The sequence below is a fragment of the Hydrogenophaga sp. R2 genome, assembly GCF_049843595.1.
Classification (GTDB): Bacteria; Pseudomonadota; Gammaproteobacteria; order Burkholderiales; family Burkholderiaceae_C; genus Hydrogenophaga.
On the sequence record NZ_JBBHZN010000002.1, the window covers coordinates 278453 to 294572 of the forward strand.

Here is a 16120-nt window from a genome sequence, read left to right on the forward strand (position 1 = left end):
CACCTCAGCCGATCATGGAGAACAGCGAGAGCTTCTGCACCTGGGCATAGCTCTTGATGGCGGCCTCCAGGCCCTGCTGCTGGGTCTGGAAGTCCGAGATGCCCTTGACCAGATCGATGTCGGTCAGGCGGGAATCCTCGGTCTTGTTGTCGAAGGCCCGGCCTTCGAGCAGGCTGCCCAGCGAGTCGGCACGGTTGAGCAGTTCGCCCACGCGGCCGCGCGCCAGCAGCACCCGGTCATGGCTGGCGTCGACCTCGGTCATGGCGCGGGCCAGTTCCTGGTTGCGGTGGGCCGATTCGTTGGTGCCGTTGTAGCGCAGCGCATCGACGGCGTTCTGCACGATGGAGAAGATGTCGGAGCGCGGGGGCGAGCCTTCGATGTCGATGGCATCGCCGCTGGCGGGCTGTCCGCTGATGGTGAAGCTCATGCCACCGAACTGTACGGCCTTGCCCGGCTCGTAAGGTACGCCGGTGTGACTGGCCAGCGGCGTGTTGCCGTTGGTGACGTCGATCACGGTGTACTGCATCTGGCCGGCCACCTGATTGAAGCTGATGCGGTAGTCGCCGCCGGTGTAGCTGGCCGGGTCGATCACCTCGCCCATGCTGGTGCTGGCCGCACCGGTGTTGCTGTTGGGCAGGCTCACCACGAAGCGGCCGTTGCCCTGCGGCACCTGCATCCAGATGGATTCGCCGTCCAGCGCCTGCGGCAGCGCGGTGTTGGCCGCTGCTGCCTGGCCGCGCTGGCCATTGAAGGTGACGCCGTTGCCGCTGGGGGTGTAGAGGTCCACGAAGGGCGTGGCGGCGCCGCCCAGGCCACCAAACAGGGTGCGCCCGGAACTGTCGGTGCGGTTGGCCACGGCGATCATCTGTTCGCGCAGGCCTTCGAGCTGGCGGGCCACGTCCTCGCGTTCGCTGTCGGTGAAGCCGGCGTTGCCGGCCGTGACCAGCAGGTCGCGCACCCGCTGGATCAGCTCGCCCGATTCGGCCAGGCCGCTCTCGGCCTGCTGCAGGCTGGTGCGGGAAGCCTCCAGCGCACGTTGATCGGCCTCGGCGCGGGCCAGCCGGTTGCGGGCGGCCTCCGACAGGGTGGCGGCCACCGGATCGTCGCTGGCGCGCAGCACGCGCTTGCCGGTGGCCAGGCGCTCCTGCTGCTGGGCCAGCTGGGCCTGGCGGTCGGCCAGGACCTTGATGGTGGAGTCGTAGTTGTTGGCGGTGGCGATGCGCATGTTGGGTCTCCCCCTGAAACTCGGACCGCTCAGCGGCCCACGGTCTGCAGCAGGCTGTCGAAGGTGCTCTGCGCGATCTGCAGGAACTTGGCCGACGCCTGGTAGGCCTGCTGGAACTGCAGCAGCCGGGCGGCTTCCTCGTCGAGGTTGACGCCGGCCACGCCGGCACGGGCGGCCTCGGCGGTGGCCGCCACATTGCCGGAGAACTCGGCCGCGAACTGCGCGCCCTGCACCCGGGTGCCGATGTCGGAGAACAGGCTCACATAGCCGTCGGAGAGCGACACGCCGTCGAAGGTGGCCAGATCGCGCAGGCCCAGCACGGCACTCGCGTTGCCGGCGTTCTGGGCCAGGCCGTTGGCCGGCGAGGCCTGCACCGCGAAGGTGTCGCCCGCCGTGGGCGCGCCACGCAGGGTCAGGCTCCAGCCATTGACCTGGATGGGCTCGCCCGGCGCGTAGTTGTAGACCGTGGCCGGGTTGGCGATGCTGGCACCGCTGAGCGTGTAGGTGCCGTTGGCACCGAAGGTGATGCTGACCGGGCTGGTCAGGTTGGCGTCCGGCGCGGTGGCGTACAGGCTCTCCACCGCCAGGCTGCCGCTGTTGGTGGTGCCCGGGGTCACCGCCACCGGGCTGGCGGCGGCCAGCTTGTCGGGCGCGCCGATGGCCACCTGGATGTTGCGCGCGGCCGCCTCGAACGGGCGGGCCCGGAACCGGTCGGTGGCGCCCACGGTGCCGCTGTCCAGGGTGAAGGTCAGGCCGTCCACCTCGATGGGCAGGGCGCCGGTGGCCAGCGGCGGGTTGCCGGCCGGCGGGGTCATGGTGTTGTCTGACAGCCGCACGATGCGCAGGCCGCCGGCCTCGGCACGGATGTCGTAGTCCGACGCCTTGAGGGCGGTGGCATCGGTCACCGTCACGCTGAAGGCGGCGGTGCCGGTGTTGGCCGGCGCGGCAATGGCCGCGATGGGCGGCGTGGGCGCAAAGAAGGCCTGACCGGGCTGACCGGTCAGGTCCACGCCGAGGGCGTGCTGGTCGTTGACGATGGTGGCGGTGGCCAGGGCCATGCGGCCGATCTGGTTCTGTGCGGCGGCCAGGTCTTCGTTCAGGAAACGCACCATGCCGGCCAGTTCGCCGCCGCCCAGGGCCGCCAGATTCAGGTCCGACTGGGTGTTGCCCTGCTGGAAGGACACCTGGATGCGGGAGGTGTCCACCGGGTCACGGGTGACCGCCAGCCGGGCCGGCTGTGCGCCCAGCACCAGGGGCTGGCTGCCGCCCACGAAGACGTTGACGGTGCCGCTCTCGCCGGGCACGGTGGCGATCTTGACCAGCTTGCTCATCTCGGCGAGCAGCTGGTCGCGCGAATCGAGCAGGTCGTTGGGGGTGTGGGCGCCACCGGCGTTCTCGATGATGCGCTGGTTGACCGAGGCCAGGTCCTTGGCCAGGCGGTTGATGGAGTCCACCGTGGTCTGCACCTGCAGCTCGGTGCCCTGCTTGAGCAGGTCGAGCTGGCCGGCGGTGTTGCGCAGGCGGCTGGCGAACTCGTCGGCGCGGGCGATCGTCACCACCCGGGCGGTCAGGTTGCTGGGGGCCGAGGTCACGTCGTTCCAGGCATTGAGCATGCTGTTGAGCGCCGTGCCCAGGCCGTTCTCGCCCATGGGAAAGGCCGACTCCAGCTGCTGCAGCCGCGCCAGGCGCACGCTGTCGGCCGCGGCGGTGGAGCTGGTGGCACGGGCCTCGCCGGTGAGGTAGGCGCTGTGGGTGCGCTCCACCGTGGCGATCTCCACGCCCTTGCCGAAGTAGCCGCTGCCCATGGCCTGGTAGCCCGAGCTCTGCAGCTGCACCGTCTGGCGCGAATAGCCCTCGGTGTTGACGTTGGCGATGTTGTGGCCGATCACCTGCAGGGCAGACAGGTTGGCATTGAGCGCACGGGTGGCGATGTTGAGGGAGGACATGGCGGTCTCGCGGGTGCCGGTGGGCTCAGGCCTGGGCGCGCTGCAGGCTCAGGGTGGTGTTGATGGCGCGGCTGAGCTTGGCGGCGTAGGCCGGGTCGGTGGCGTAGCCGCCGCGCTGCAGGGCGGTGGCAAAGCCCTTGACCGAATGGCGCTGGGCCATGGCTTCTTCGTAGCGCGGGCTGTTGCCGATCAGGCGGGCGTAGTCGCGGAAGGAGTCGGCATAGCTGTCGTAGGCCCGGAACTTCGCCTTGACCTTGCGCGGCTCGCCGTTGATGTATTCGGTGGTGGTGATCTCGGCCACCTTGCCCTTCCAGCCCGGGCCGGCCTTGATGCCGAACAGGTTGAAGGACGGGGTGCCGTCGGCATGGCGGATCTCGCTGCGGCCCCAGCCGGTCTCGTGACCGGCCTGGCCGATCATGAAGCTGGCCGGGATGCCGGCCTCGCGCTCCACCTGGGCGGCCGCCGCGGTGTGGCGGTTCACGAAATCGGCCTGGCGCGGGCCGGTGGCCGCCTTGTCCAGCGTGCTGGGCACAGCCGGTGCGGCGGGGCTGGCGCCCTGCATCTGCCGGCCGAGCTGGCGCTCGATGGCTTCGGACAGGCCGCCGGGCATGCCGGCCAGGCTGACCGAGAGCTGCTGGTCCAGCAGGTCGGTGCCCAGGTTCTCGCCTTCGCTGTCCATCATGCCGGACTTCTGCGTGGCCTCGCGCATGCTCTTGATGAGCTCGCGCATGAAGAGCGATTCGAACTGCTTGGCCGCCTCCTTGAGGGCGGCACGGTCCTGACCCTGACCCGCCAGCGCCTTGAGCCCACCCAGCGAGGTGGGATCGGCCGCCAGGCCGGAGGGCATGAGCGGGCTGGTGTTCATCAGATCACCTCCAGCTCGGCATTGAGGGCGCCCGAGGCCTTGATGGCCTGCAGGATGGCCAGCAGGTCCTGCGGCGTGGCGCCCAGGCTGTTGAGGGCCTTGACCACATCCGACAGCTGCGCGGCCGGGCCCATCTGGATCAGCGAACCCTTGTCCTGGCTGATCTGGATGCTGGCCTGCTCGGTCACCACGGTCTGGCCGTTGGACAGCGGGTTGGGCTGGCTGATCACGGGGGTGGAGCTGATGCTCACCGACAGGTTGCCGTGGGCCACGGCACACGGGCCGAGGGTGACGGCCTGGTTCATGGCGATGGAGCCGGTGCGCGAATTGATGACCACCTTGGCGGTGGGGATGGCGGCATCCAGCCGAACGTCTTCCACCCGGGCCAGGAAGGCCACGCGGCTGTTGGGGTCGGCCGGGGCACGCAGGCGCACCACCCGGCCATCGACCGCGCTGGCGGTGCCGGCGCCGAAGGCCTTGTTGATGGCATCGGTCACGCGGCTGGCGGTGGTGAAGTCGTTGCTCTGCAGACCCAGGTCGATGGTCTCGCCCAGGGCGAACGGCGTGGCCACGGCGCGCTCGACCTGACCGCCGCCGGGAATGCGGCCGGCGCTCAGGTGGTTGATCTGCACCTTGCTGCCACCGGCCGATGCGCCGGCGCCGCCGACCAGCAGGTTGCCCTGGGCCAGCGCATAGATCTCGCCGTCGGCGCCCTTCAGGGGCGTGGCGATCAGCGTGCCGCCGCGCAGCGACTTGGCATTGCCCATGGACGACACGGTCACGTCGATGGCCTGGCCCGGCTGCGCGAACGCCGGCAGCTCGGCGGTGACCAGCACCGCCGCGATGTTCTTGAACTGCGGGTTCACGCCCGGCGGCAGGGTCAGGCCCAGCTGCTGCAGGTAGTTGGCCATGCCCTGGCTGGTGTAGGGCATCTGGGTGGTCTGGTCGCCGGTGCCGTCCAGGCCGACCACCAGGCCATAGCCGGTGAGCTGGTTGGTGCGCACGCCCTGCACGGCGGCGATTTCCTTGACGCGGATGGACTGCGCCGCTGCCGGCAGGGCGGCTGCCACGGCGGTGGCGGTGAGCACCGCCAGCGTGAGGAAGCGGCTCAAGTTCTGCAGCAGAGGGACGATATTCATCTCAGTACACCCGATGGAAGACAGCCCCATTGTGGGCAGGGATCAGAACGGGATAACGCTCAAAAAGAACCGCGCCAACCAGCCAATTACCATCGCGTCGCCCTGCGCGCCGCGGTTGCGCGACTCGATGCGGGCATTGGCCACCTGGGTGGAAGCCACCACGTTGCCCGGGCGGATGGTGCGCGGATCGATGGTGCCGGAGAAGCGCATCACATCCACGTTGGCGTTCACGCCGATCTGCTTCTCGCCCACCACCAGCAGGTGGCCGTTGGGCAGCACTTCCTGCACCGTGGCGGTGATGGAGCCGTTGAAGGTGTTGTTGGCCTGGTTCTTGCCGTCGCCCGAGAACTTGTTGTCCGACTGGGCACCCACATCGAGCTTGCCCAGCGTGGCGCCCTTGAGGAACGGGAAGGCCGTGATGCCGGCCGACACATCCGCGCTGCGGTCGATGGAGGCCGACGAGTTCTGGCTGGCGGTGACCCGCTCGGTGATCTGGATGGTGACGATGTCGCCCGGCAGCCGCGCCCGCGCATCCTCGAAACCCGGTCGGTAGGTGGCCGGGCGGAACAGGCTGCCGCTGGGCACACCCTGGGCCTGCGGGGCCTGGGCGTATTCCACCGGTTTGGTGGCGGCGACGTCCACCTTGGGTTGCATGGATTCGCAGCCGGCCAGCAGGGCGGTGGCACACAGCACGAGAGCAAGGCGTTGCATGGGATACCTCGACAGGAAGATCAGAGCTGGCTCAGACGCTGCAGCATCTGGTCGGACGTCTGGATGGCCTTGGAATTCATCTCGTAGGCGCGCTGGGTCTGGATCATGGTGACCAGTTCCTGCACCACGTTCACGTTGGAGGCTTCGTTGAAGCCCTGCATCAGGTTGCCCATGCCGGCGGTGCCGGGGTTGCCGTTGATGGGGTTGCCCGAGGCCACGCTCTCGCGGTAGAGGTTCTGGCCCAGCGGCTCCAGGCCGGCCGGGTTGATGAAGTTGGCCAGCTCCAGCACGCCCACCTGGGCCGGTGCGGTGGTGCCGGGCAGCTTGGCGCTGACGATGCCGTCGCCCGAGATGGTGATGCTGGTGGTGTCGGCCGGCAACGTGATGCCGGCGCTCAGCGGATAGCCGCTGTTGGTGACCAGCTGGCCCTGGGCATTGAGCTGGAACGAGCCGTCGCGGGTATAGGCGGTGGTGCCGTCGGGCATCTGCACCTGGAAGAAGCCCTGGCCGTTGATGGCCACGTCCAGCGCATTGCCCGACTGCTGCAGGCTGCCCTGGGTGAACGAGCGCGAGGTGGCCACGGTGCGCACACCCAGGCCGACCTGCAGGCCGGTGGGCAGCTCGGCCTGCTGGGCCGAGTTGGCGCCCACCTGGCGCAGGTTCTGGTACATGAGGTCTTCGAAGACCGCGTTGGACCGCTTGAAGCCGTTGGTGGAGACGTTGGCCAGGTTGTTCGAGATGACGTCGAGCTGGGTCTGCTGCGCCGTCATGCCGGTCTTGGAAATCATCAGGGAATTGATCATGGCGGTGTCCTTTATCCGTTGAGGCTCAGCAGCTGGCTGGCGGTCTGGTCGTTCTTCTCGCCGTTCTGCAGCATGCGCATCTGCACCTCGAACTGGCGGGCCACGGCGATCATCCCGACCATGGCTTCAATGGGGTTCACGTTGGAGCCCTCCAGGGCGCCGTCCTGCAGCAGGGCCACATCGCTGGCCGGCAGCGGATCGCCGCCCGGTGCGCGGAACAGGCCGTCCTCGCTGCGCTTGATCGGGTTGTCGGCATCGGGCGTGACCATCTTCAGGCGCCCCACCACCTGGCCCGGCTCGTTGCCCACGCGGGCGCTCACCGTGCCGTCGGCGGCAATGTCCACCCGCGCATTGGCCGGGATGGTGATGGTGCCGCCGTCGCCCAGCATGGGCAGGCCCGATGCGCCCACCAGGGTGCCGTCGGGGTTGACCTCCAGCGAACCGGCGCGGGTGTAGGCCTCGGTGCCGTCCAGGGCCTGCACCGCAAAGTAGGCGTTGCCCTTGGCCGCCACATCCAGGTTGCGGCCGGTCTGGCTGATGGAGCCCGGCAGGTCGGAATGGCCGGCGGTGGCTTCCACCGAGAACACCCGGGTGCTGGCGCCGTCGCCCCGCACCGGCACGGCGCGGAAGGTGGACATCTCGGCCCGGAAACCGGGCGTGGACACGTTGGCCAGGTTGTTGGCCAGCACCTGCTGCCGGTACTGGGCCGCGCTGGCGCCGGTCATGGCGGTGTAGATCATGCGGTCCATGGGGACTCCTGCGGATCAGAGGGTCAGGCCGGGTTTCAGCGCATGTTGAGCAGGGTGGTGAGCACCTGGTCCTGCGTCTTGATGGTCTGGGCGTTGGCCTGGTAGGCGCGCTGGGCGGTCATCATGTTGACCAGCTCGGCGGTGATGTCGACGTTGGAGTCCTCCAGCGCACCCGAACGCAGCGCACCGAAGTTGCCGGTACCCGGCTCGCCGTGCAGCGCCTCGCCGGAGGCAAAGGTGGCCTGCCAGTTGCCGCCGCCGGTGGGCTGCAGGCCCTGCGCGTTGCGGAAGTTCACCAGCGCCACCTGGCCGGCCGCACGGGTCTGGCCGTTGGAGTACTGGCCGGTCACCACACCGTTCTCGCCGATCTTCAGGCCGATGAACTGGCCGGGCTGGTAGCCGTCCTGGGTGAGGTTGGTCACCGCGAAGCTGGTGCCGAACTGGGTGATCTCGTCCAGGTTCAGGGTGGCGGTGAAGGGACCGTTGGCCGAGCTCATGGCCACCGTGGCCGGGTCGGGCGTGACGGTGTTGAAGGTGCCGTCGGTGTTGAATGTCACGTCGATGAACGGGCTGGTCGCCGGGTCGATCGCCGAGCCGTCGCCGCTGGTGTAGACGCGCCAGGCGTTGTTGCCGGTCTTGGTGAAGGCCATGGAGACCGGCACCTCGATGCCCTGCGCGTCGTAGCCGATGAGCGAGGTGCCGTAGGTGGAGATGGGCGGGGTGTTGGTGGCGGCGTCGTACACCGTGGCGCGCGCATCCAGGTTGAACTCGGCCGTGATGCCGGCGGTCTGGCGGGCCGGGATGGGGCCGCCGGTGGGCAGGGTCAGCGGGCCGGTCTCGAAGCTCAGGCGGTTGCCGGTCTCGTCGGTGGGATAGCCCATGAGCTGGGCGCCCATGTTGGTGACGATGCCACCGTTGCGGTCCAGCTTGAACTGACCGGCGCGGCTGTAGGCGGTGCCGCCGTTGGGCATGGTGAGCTCGAAGAAGCCGGAGCCGTTGATGGCCACGTCCAGGTCGCCGCCGGTGACGGTGATGTTGCCCTGGGTGAACGACTGGGTCACGGCCGTCATGGCCACGCCGATGCCGGAGTTCACGCCGCCGGCCGCATTGACGGAGCTGGCATAGAGCTCGCCGAATTCGGCGCGCGAGGCCTTCATGCCCACCGTGTTGCCGTTGGCGATGTTGTGGCCGATGACGTCGAGGTTCTTGCTCGCGCTGTTCAGGCCGGAGAGTCCTTGCTGGAATGCCATGGGAGTGTCCTTCGGGGATGAATGGGTGGGTTATGGGGCGTCACATGAAGCTGCTGACCTGGTCGTACGCCAGGCTGCGGCCGTCCTGCAGCTGCAGGCTCATGGCACCGTTGTTCAGGCCGGTGGAGGTGACGGTCAGGCGGCTGTAGCTGGTGGCATTGACCGGCTGGCCGCCGTTGGCGGCACGCACCTTGAAGCCGGCCACGCGGGTCGGGTCGATGCCGGTGCCGTCCCAGTTGAAGGAATGCTGGCCGGCGGTGAGTGCGCCGAAGTCCATGGTGTCGATCACGCCACCGGCCTTGTCCAGCACGTCCACCTGCACCGAGGACGCCGGCCCGTCGATGCGGAAGGCCGCCTTGCCCACCGTGCCGTCGAAACCGAACTGGGTGCCGGCCACCAGGGCCTCGCGGCCGATCAGGCTGGTGCCCTGCAGCGACTGCATGAGCCCGAACTGGCTGGCCATGCCCTTGAGCGTCTCGTTGAGCTGCTGGATGCCGCTGACCGTGTTGATCTGCGTCATCTGCGTGGTCATCTGCGCGTTGTCCATCGGGTTCATCGGGTCCTGGTTGTTCAGCTGCGCGACCAGCAGCTTGAGGAACCGGTCCTGGGTGGCGGTGGCATCGGTCTGTGCCGTGGCCGCCTTGGCGGTGGAACTGCCGACGGCAGAGCCGAGATTGGTGAGGTCCAGGGGTTGGGCCAGCATCATGGTGTTGCTCCTTAACTGCCCATCTGCAGCGTCTTGAGCAGCAGGGACTTGGCGGTGTTCATCACCTCGACGTTGTTCTGGTACGAACGCGAGGCCGAAATCATGTTGACCATCTCCTCCACCGGGTTCACGTTGGAGTGCGTCACATAGCCTTCGGCGTCGGCGCTGGGATGGGTGGGGTTGTGTTCGCGGCGGCCCGGGGCCTGGTTCTCGTTGATGTCGCGCACCTTCACGCCGGCATTCGCCTTGCCGCCCATGTCGACGGACTGGAACACCACCTGGCGCGCCTTGTAGGCCTGGCCGTCGGGGCCGGCCACCGCATCGGCGTTGGCCAGGTTGCTGGCCACCACGTTGAGCCGCTGGGCCTGCGAACTGATCGCGCTGCCCGAGACATTGAAGATGCCGAACATGGACATGGTGTCCCTCCTTACTGGCCGGTGATGGCGCTGAGCATGGTCTTCACATGCCCGTTGATGAAGCGCAGGGTGGACTCGTAGCGGATGCTGTTGTCCACAAACGCCGCACGCTCGCGGTCCAGGTCCACGGTGTTGCCGTCCTGGCTGGGCTGGGTCTGCACCGAATAGCCCAGCTTGGGATCGCGCGGATCGCTGGTGCCGCTGCGGATGTGGCGGGCGTCGGTCAGGGCCACGTCGCCACGGGCGGGCGCACCCGACACGTTGCGCAGCGCCTGGGCAAAGTCGAAATCGCGGGCCACGTAGCCCGGGGTGTCGGCGTTGGCGATGTTGCTGGCCAGCACCTGCTGGCGCTGCGAGCGCAGGACCAGCGCATTCGCATGGAAGTCCAGGCGGGCGGTCATCTGTTCAAGCATGGTCACCTCGAAACGGTGGGAATCGGGCCCGCCCGGCGCACGCACGGACGGGGGTTCGAGGTGATTGTGGGAATTCTTGAGGGTGACCAATCCCCCGAACAAAGGGGGTCTTGCCCCCCTGTTTCTTCCCTTCAGCGGCTCAGAGCCGGACCCGGGACGCCAGGTGGGCCAGCTCCACCCGGGCTGCATCGTCCGCGTCGGGACAGCGCCGGACGATGACATCCAGGTCCCGCAGCAGATCGGTCACCGCATGGCGCAGCGCCAGGGCCTCGGCGGAGCCGCCCAGCCAGCCCTGGGACTGGAAGACCTCGTGGGCGGCCACGGCGGCCAGCACCCGCAGCAGCCACTTCACATCGTCGGCGCTGCGGGGATCGGCCGTGGGGCGCAACAGCGTTTCGTGCACCTGCTGCAGCCAGGCCGCCATGGGGGCAGGCTCCAGCGCACACAGCCGCTCTTCCAGCAGCACCGCCTGCACCGCCAGCGCCGATTGCCAGTCGTGGGCCGAAGGCACCCGCGCCGGGTGGGTCAGCCGGTGCAGGGTGGCCCGAACCTGTGCGTGCGCTGCGGACAGCCCCATGGCCTGCAACCGCTCCGGGCCTTCCTCCAGGAAGAACGACAACTGGACGGGTCGGCGACCCGCCAGATGGGCGGCCCAGGCCCGGGCCACCTCGGGCGACAGCGGCTCCTGCACATCGTCGCCCTGGTCGTCCAGCAGGGCGCCCAGTCCGTCCAGGTACAGGCGGGCCGCAATGGCCCAGTGAGGATCGGGGCCTGGCGGGGCGGTGGGTGGCCCCTTGTCGGGGGTGCTGCGGTTCCTGGGCTTGTGCTTGCGGGGCGAGTGGGCCGACGTGGGCGACAAGGGCGACTTTCTGGGCGACCGGGTCGGGGGCTCGCCCGACGGGCTGACCGGCGGTTCCGGTGCACTGTGCGACAGCTCCTGCAACGGAAACACCAGCCGCGGCAGGGTCTGGTGTCCGGGGCGGTCGTTCGGACGCGTGCTGGGGGGCGTCAGCAACCGGGACTTTCGCCAGGTGCTGGCACCCCTTCGCGGGGTGATCGGCGGGGACGACGTGCCGGTGGCACCCGGGGCGTCGGAGGGGGATGACGGAGCAGAAGAATGGAGGAACACGGCGCAGTGGGAGGAGGGGTTGGACAAGGCGTGCCCGGACCGGACACCTCCGTTTGGTGACAGGCTGATCCCTGCAGTCCAGACCAAACCATCAACAATTCAACACAGGTGGCATGCCATCACCCCACGGAGAACCGGCCGGTGATGCCACCGCTTTTCCAGCCTTTGGCCGGCGGCGTCCCCGCCTACAGTGGCGGCATGAAAACCGGTCTGCCCTCCATCCGCTTCCCTCACGCACCCGCCGTGGTGCTTGCCCTGGCGCTGGCTCCGGCCACCGCGGCCCTGGCCCAGTCGACCCCGGCGGCGCCCGGCCCGCACAGCGGCCTGGAGCAGATGGCCAAGGACTTCCTGCAACCCGCGCTCGGCCAGTCGGTGGGCGGCGAGGCCGGCGTGTCCCTGCGGCCCGAGGTGGTCATGGGCCAGCTCGACAGCCGGCTGCGCCTGGCCCCCTGCGGCGCCATCGAACCCTACCTGCCCCCCGGCACCCGGCTATGGGGCCGCAGCAAGGTGGGCCTGCGCTGCGTGGACGGCGTGAGCCGCTGGAACGTGTTCGTGCCGGTCACGGTGAAAGCCTGGGGACCGGCCTGGGTGATGAAGGCCAACGTGCCGGCCGGCGAAACCCTGAGCGCCGACCACGCCGAACAGGCCGAGGTGGACTGGGCTGCCCACCCCTCGCCGGTGCTGGCCGCCAGCCAGCGCTGGATCGGCCACCAGGCCGCCTACCCCCTGCAGGCCGGCCAGCCGCTGCGCGAGAACATGGTGCGCGCCCCGCAGGCCTTCGAGGCCGGTGCGCAGGTCAAGGTGAGCAGCGGCGGCGCCGGCTTCTCGATTGCCGTCATCGGCCAGGCCGTGGCCGCCGCCCGGGTGGGCGAATCGGCCCGGGTGCGCCTGCCCAACGGCCGGGTGGTCACCGGCACCGTGCGGCCGGACCAGACGGTCAGCATCGACCTGTAAGCCCCCCCCTGGCGGGTCCGGGCGCCGGCCCGATCCGCGAACTGGCCGGTTTTTTCCCCGCTGTTCCCGGTTTTGCACCGGCGCCACAGTGCGTACAGTCCTTCCGTGGGTCGCTTTCCGCCCGGCGGAGCGACCCGTCGGCGCCTCGAATCTCAAAAAACCTCGGCAAAGGCCTCAAGTTCCCGCCCGGACAGACGATAGTTCCTGCACAGAGCCCCCGAACAGGGGGTGTGGAGCGTGACATGAAGATCGAATCAACCCCGGATTCCTACATTGGCTCGGTGGCTGGCGGCCCGCACAAGGCCACCCCCACCACGGCCGGCGAAGCCGCTGCGGCCGGTGCAGCGTCGTCGGCTGCGGCCGCCAGGCCGCAGGCGGGCGTGCAGGTGACGCTGTCCAGCGCCACCCAGTCCATGTCGGCCACCGGTTCGGGCAGCAGCGATGTGTTCAACGCCGAGAAGGTCGAGGCCATGAAGCAGGCCATTGCCAACGGCACCTTCCAGGTGAACGCCGAGGCCATTGCCGACAAGATGCTGGCCAACGCGGCCGAAATGCTCAACGGCGCCCGCAGCGCCTGATCACAGGAGTGATGTCCATGCCCACGGTTGCCCTCTCCCACCCCTGGATCCTGCAACTGCAGGGCGCGCTGGACGCACTCGAAAAATCCCTGCTGGCCAGCGACGCCATCGCTGTGGAAGCCGCCAGCGCCCAGGTGCAGGCCATTCTGGGCAACGCCCCGCGCACCGCCGAATTCCAGGCCGAGGGCAGCACCCTGGCCAAGGACCTGCCCACCGCCGCCCGCCGCTTTGCCATGCTGCGCCAGGCCGTGCTGCGCGCCCAGGCCCAGAGCCAGCGCGCCGTGGCCAGCCTGCTCCCGCAAACCGCCGCAGCCCCCGTGTACGGCCGCTCGGGCCAGGGCCGCGCACCGGCCAGCCGGGGCCACCTCAGCGCCTGACAGGCGCGTGCACACCCCGGGGCCGATCCCGGGATCATCGCGCCAGGCTGCAAGGCCCGGTGCTTGAAAACACCCCACGGAAGAACAGCGGTGCAACCTCCCCGTCAGTGAGGTTTCATCATGCCCAGGCACGGCCGGCGTCCCTGGCGGGAGGCCGGCAGGTGCGCCACTGCGGCGCTGTCGTCCGGGGTGGTGATGGGGGTCCGGGGGATGGGGCGAGCCCGTCAGACTGATCGGTCGAGCCCGGCCAGGCCCTGGTCGATCCGGGCCTCGAACACCCGCAGGCCGGCGCGCGAGGCTTCGCGGAACCGGCGCGATCCCTGGAGGTAGTCCTCCAGGTCGTCGAAGGCTTCCCAGGCGGTCAGGGCGTCATCGATGTCCTCGACAGCGTCCTGCATCCAGGGCTTGAGCTGCAGGACCACCTCGCGCAGGGCCTTGTCCACTTCGGTGAGCTGGCGGCGCACCGACGGCCCGCCCGAATGGGCGCGGGACGCCAGCCGATCGGCCTGATCGGCCAGGCGCAGTCCTTCGCGGGCCCGCTGCAGGTACTGGCGCAGGCAGCGCTGCATGCCGGCGTGCAGGCCCGGCTCGGGCGCCTGCGGCGGCAGCGTGGCGGGATGGGCCCGCACCGGCAGCGCGTCCACATGGCAGGACAGTGCGGCGTCCAGCGTGAGCTGGTCGAAACCGCCGATGCGGGCGCCGCCTTCGGTGCAGTTGAGCAGCACCACGTCCGGGCGGGTGTGGCGGGTTTCGGCGGCGATTTCCTGGAACTGGTGGTGGAACAGGAAATAGTCGGGCGCGGTCTGGACGGTGCCGCCGTGGTAGCCGGGCAGCACACGGGGCGAGGCGGGCATGGGGTGGGCATCGCTGCCGGCGGCGGCGGCGTAGCGCTGCTGGCCGGCGAATGCCAGATCCTGGCCGACCAGCATGACCGGCGAGCAGCCCCAATGGAGCGCCAGCTTCAGGCACGAGATCGACACCGAGCCGGCCGCCACCGACGCCGGACGCTGCGCGCGGGCGTTGGCCAGCAGGTGGTCGACCGGGCTGTCGGAGGCAAAGAAGCTGACGCGCGGGAAGGCCGCCAGCACGTTGGGGTGGGTGGTGGTGCTGGCCAGCAGGTCGGGCATCCAGGCGGGGTCGATGCCCTCCAGGAAATTGATGGGTGCCTGGGTCTGGTCCTGGGCATCGAGCACCACGGCAAAGTCGGGGCGGATGCCTTCGCGGAACAGGCGCTTGAGCACCTGCAGCGGCGCCAGCAGCAGCGCCTTGCCTTCGGCCCGGCGCAGCTGCTGGATGTTCTTGTCCAGCGAAGGGCCGGGCGAGACCACGATGGCCGGCAGGCCGGCGAAGCGTCGGGCCAGCGGCTGGATGTCGGGTGCGTCGGCGATGGCGCGCAGATTGCCCAGGCCCTGGTTCATCCAGCGCTCGGCATGGCGGCGCCACGTCACATGGTTGAGCTGCAGGTTCTGGATGGCCCGCGACACCTGCTGGTTGGTGGACTCGACCTGCTCCAGCGTGAGCACGCCTTCGGCCAGATCGAGGCTGGCCATGCGCTTGGGCAGGGAGTGGTGGATGGCGGCCACCTGGCGGTTGACGGCATCGGCATCGGTCACGCCGAACACGCCGGGCAGGCCGGTGCGGGGGGCTGTGGGGTGGTGGTGCAGGGTGCGGTGCTGACCACGGGCGCGCAGGGCGTCGGCCAAGGGCTGGGGCAGCAGGCCGTGAACCACCAGCAGGTCGCACTGGAAGTTCCACTTCATGGGCAGGGCGTGGTCGAGCACGGACTGCCAGTCCTCGGTGGTCATGCCGTCGGCGCGGGCCATGGCGGATTCGCAGCGGGTGCGGGTCCACTCGTGGATGACCTGGTTGCAGATGGCCAGCACCTCGGCGCCGTGGTGGACCGCCTCCACGCCCGAGTCGGAATGCACCCGGGTCTGGCGCGGCGCGAGCTGGCGGGCGTCGCCCCGCGACAGGGTGGACCACTGGGTGCGCAGCTTGTCGATGCGCTGGCGCGCCTGCTGCACCTGCTGCTGCTGGATGGACTCGACCGCCAGCGAGGCGGTGGTGGCCAGGCGGGTCATCTGCAGGATGACCCGGGCATCGGCCGGGGCGTCGATCAGGTCGGTGGACATGGCGGGCATCAGTGCTCGCGCAGCTTGGCGCGCAGGCGGGCAATCGACTGGCTGTGCAGCTGGCAGATGCGCGATTCGGTCACGCCCAGCACGGCAGCGATTTCCTTGAGGTTCATGTCGTGCTCGTAGTACATGGACATGATCTGCTGTTCGCGCTCGGGCAGCACCTTGATGGCGGCCACCAGGGCCATGCGCATGCGCTGGTCCTGCAGCACGGCCGAGGGGTCGACCTCGGTCTCGCCCATGTGGCGGTCCAGGAAGCTGTCGTCGTCGTCCGAGCCGCCGCTGATGTCTTCCAGGTACACCAGCTGGGTGCCGCGCACCTTGGCCAGCAGGCTCTGGTAGTCGGCCAGGCTCATGCCCATTTCCTGGGCGATCTCGCTTTCCATGGGCGAGCGGTGCAGCTTCTGCTGCAGCCGGTTGACGGCCTGCTCGATGTCCTTCTGGCTCTTGCGCGAGCCGCGCGACATCCAGTCGCCGTCGCGCAGCTCATCCAGCATGGCGCCGCGGATGCGCTGGCTGGCAAAGGTCTCGAACTGCACGCCCTGCGAGGGCTCGAAGCGGGCAATCGCCTCGGTCAGGCCGATCATGCCGACCTGGATCAGGTCATCCAGCTCCACGCTGGGCGGCAGCTTGGCGATCATGTGGTGGGCCAGGCGGCGCACCAGCGGGGCGTATTGGCGCAGCTGGGCGTCGCGGTTGAGCGTGCCTTTGGCGGTGTACATCG

17 protein-coding genes are annotated in these 16120 nt (G+C 69.3%); 3 read left to right on the top strand and 14 right to left on the bottom strand.

What is annotated here, in order from left to right; translation table 11 throughout:
- Positions 1-4: 4 nt before the first annotated feature.
- The 12 genes from flgL to WD026_RS09880 form a co-directional block, all read right to left on the bottom strand.
- Positions 5-1225, bottom strand: a complete 1221-nt coding sequence (gene flgL, locus WD026_RS09825) for a flagellar hook-associated protein FlgL (protein ID WP_425723485.1) — start codon at positions 1223-1225, stop codon at positions 5-7.
- Between the two features lie 29 nt (positions 1226-1254).
- Positions 1255-3171, bottom strand: coding sequence for a flagellar hook-associated protein FlgK (flgK, locus tag WD026_RS09830; RefSeq protein ID WP_425723486.1), 1917 nt, complete (start codon positions 3169-3171; stop codon positions 1255-1257).
- A 25-nt stretch (positions 3172-3196) separates the two neighbouring features.
- Positions 3197-4036 carry a flagellar assembly peptidoglycan hydrolase FlgJ gene (gene flgJ / locus WD026_RS09835; RefSeq protein WP_425723487.1) on the bottom strand — a complete coding sequence of 280 codons (840 nt, stop codon included), beginning with the start codon at positions 4034-4036 and terminating at the stop codon, positions 3197-3199.
- Complete coding sequence (locus WD026_RS09840; protein ID WP_425723488.1) at positions 4036-5175, bottom strand: flagellar basal body P-ring protein FlgI; 1140 nt, start codon at positions 5173-5175, stop codon at positions 4036-4038. Before WD026_RS09840 ends, flgJ begins: the two co-directional genes overlap by 1 nt.
- Before the next feature lie 42 nt (positions 5176-5217).
- Positions 5218-5886, bottom strand: coding sequence for a flagellar basal body L-ring protein FlgH (locus WD026_RS09845; RefSeq protein WP_425723489.1), 669 nt, complete (start codon positions 5884-5886; stop codon positions 5218-5220).
- Between the two features lie 20 nt (positions 5887-5906).
- Positions 5907-6689, bottom strand: coding sequence for a flagellar basal-body rod protein FlgG (flgG, locus tag WD026_RS09850; protein WP_425723490.1), 783 nt, complete (start codon positions 6687-6689; stop codon positions 5907-5909).
- Between the two features lie 11 nt (positions 6690-6700).
- A complete protein-coding gene (flgF, locus tag WD026_RS09855; RefSeq protein ID WP_425723491.1) occupies positions 6701-7438 on the bottom strand; it encodes a flagellar basal-body rod protein FlgF in 738 nt (245 codons plus the stop codon).
- Between the two features lie 35 nt (positions 7439-7473).
- Complete coding sequence (flgE, locus tag WD026_RS09860; protein WP_425723492.1) at positions 7474-8688, bottom strand: flagellar hook protein FlgE; 1215 nt, start codon at positions 8686-8688, stop codon at positions 7474-7476.
- A gap of 40 nt (positions 8689-8728) precedes the next feature.
- Entirely contained in the window at positions 8729-9394 is a 666-nt protein-coding gene (locus WD026_RS09865) for a flagellar hook assembly protein FlgD (RefSeq protein ID WP_425723493.1), read from the bottom strand.
- Between the two features lie 11 nt (positions 9395-9405).
- Positions 9406-9810 (bottom strand): flagellar basal body rod protein FlgC, encoded by a 405-nt coding sequence (gene flgC / locus WD026_RS09870; protein ID WP_425723494.1) that lies wholly within the window; start codon positions 9808-9810, stop codon positions 9406-9408.
- Between the two features lie 11 nt (positions 9811-9821).
- Entirely contained in the window at positions 9822-10223 is a 402-nt protein-coding gene (gene flgB, locus WD026_RS09875) for a flagellar basal body rod protein FlgB (RefSeq protein ID WP_425723495.1), read from the bottom strand.
- A 139-nt stretch (positions 10224-10362) separates the two neighbouring features.
- Positions 10363-11082, bottom strand: a complete 720-nt coding sequence (locus WD026_RS09880) for a hypothetical protein (protein ID WP_425723496.1) — start codon at positions 11080-11082, stop codon at positions 10363-10365.
- Positions 11083-11550: 468 nt separating this feature from the next.
- Between WD026_RS09880 and flgA the strand changes: the two genes are divergently transcribed.
- The 3 genes from flgA (at position 11551) to WD026_RS09895 (ending at position 13261) form a co-directional block, all read left to right on the top strand.
- Positions 11551-12306: a flagellar basal body P-ring formation chaperone FlgA gene (flgA, locus tag WD026_RS09885; RefSeq protein WP_425723497.1), complete on the top strand. Its 756-nt coding sequence runs from the start codon at positions 11551-11553 to the stop codon at positions 12304-12306.
- Between the two features lie 242 nt (positions 12307-12548).
- The gene (flgM, locus tag WD026_RS09890) at positions 12549-12884 is read left to right on the top strand and encodes a flagellar biosynthesis anti-sigma factor FlgM (protein ID WP_425723498.1); all 336 of its coding nucleotides are present in this window, start codon (positions 12549-12551) and stop codon (positions 12882-12884) included.
- A gap of 17 nt (positions 12885-12901) precedes the next feature.
- The gene (locus WD026_RS09895) at positions 12902-13261 is read left to right on the top strand and encodes a hypothetical protein (protein ID WP_425723499.1); all 360 of its coding nucleotides are present in this window, start codon (positions 12902-12904) and stop codon (positions 13259-13261) included.
- 224 nt (positions 13262-13485) lie between these two features.
- On the opposite strand, the gene WD026_RS09900 is transcribed toward WD026_RS09895, so the two are convergent.
- Both WD026_RS09900 and WD026_RS09905 read right to left on the bottom strand, forming a co-directional pair.
- Entirely contained in the window at positions 13486-15393 is a 1908-nt protein-coding gene (locus tag WD026_RS09900; protein WP_425723500.1) for a motility associated factor glycosyltransferase family protein, read from the bottom strand.
- Positions 15394-15401: 8 nt separating this feature from the next.
- Positions 15402-16118, bottom strand: coding sequence for an RNA polymerase sigma factor FliA (locus WD026_RS09905; protein ID WP_425723501.1), 717 nt, complete (start codon positions 16116-16118; stop codon positions 15402-15404).
- Between the last annotated feature and the right edge of the window lie 2 nt (positions 16119-16120).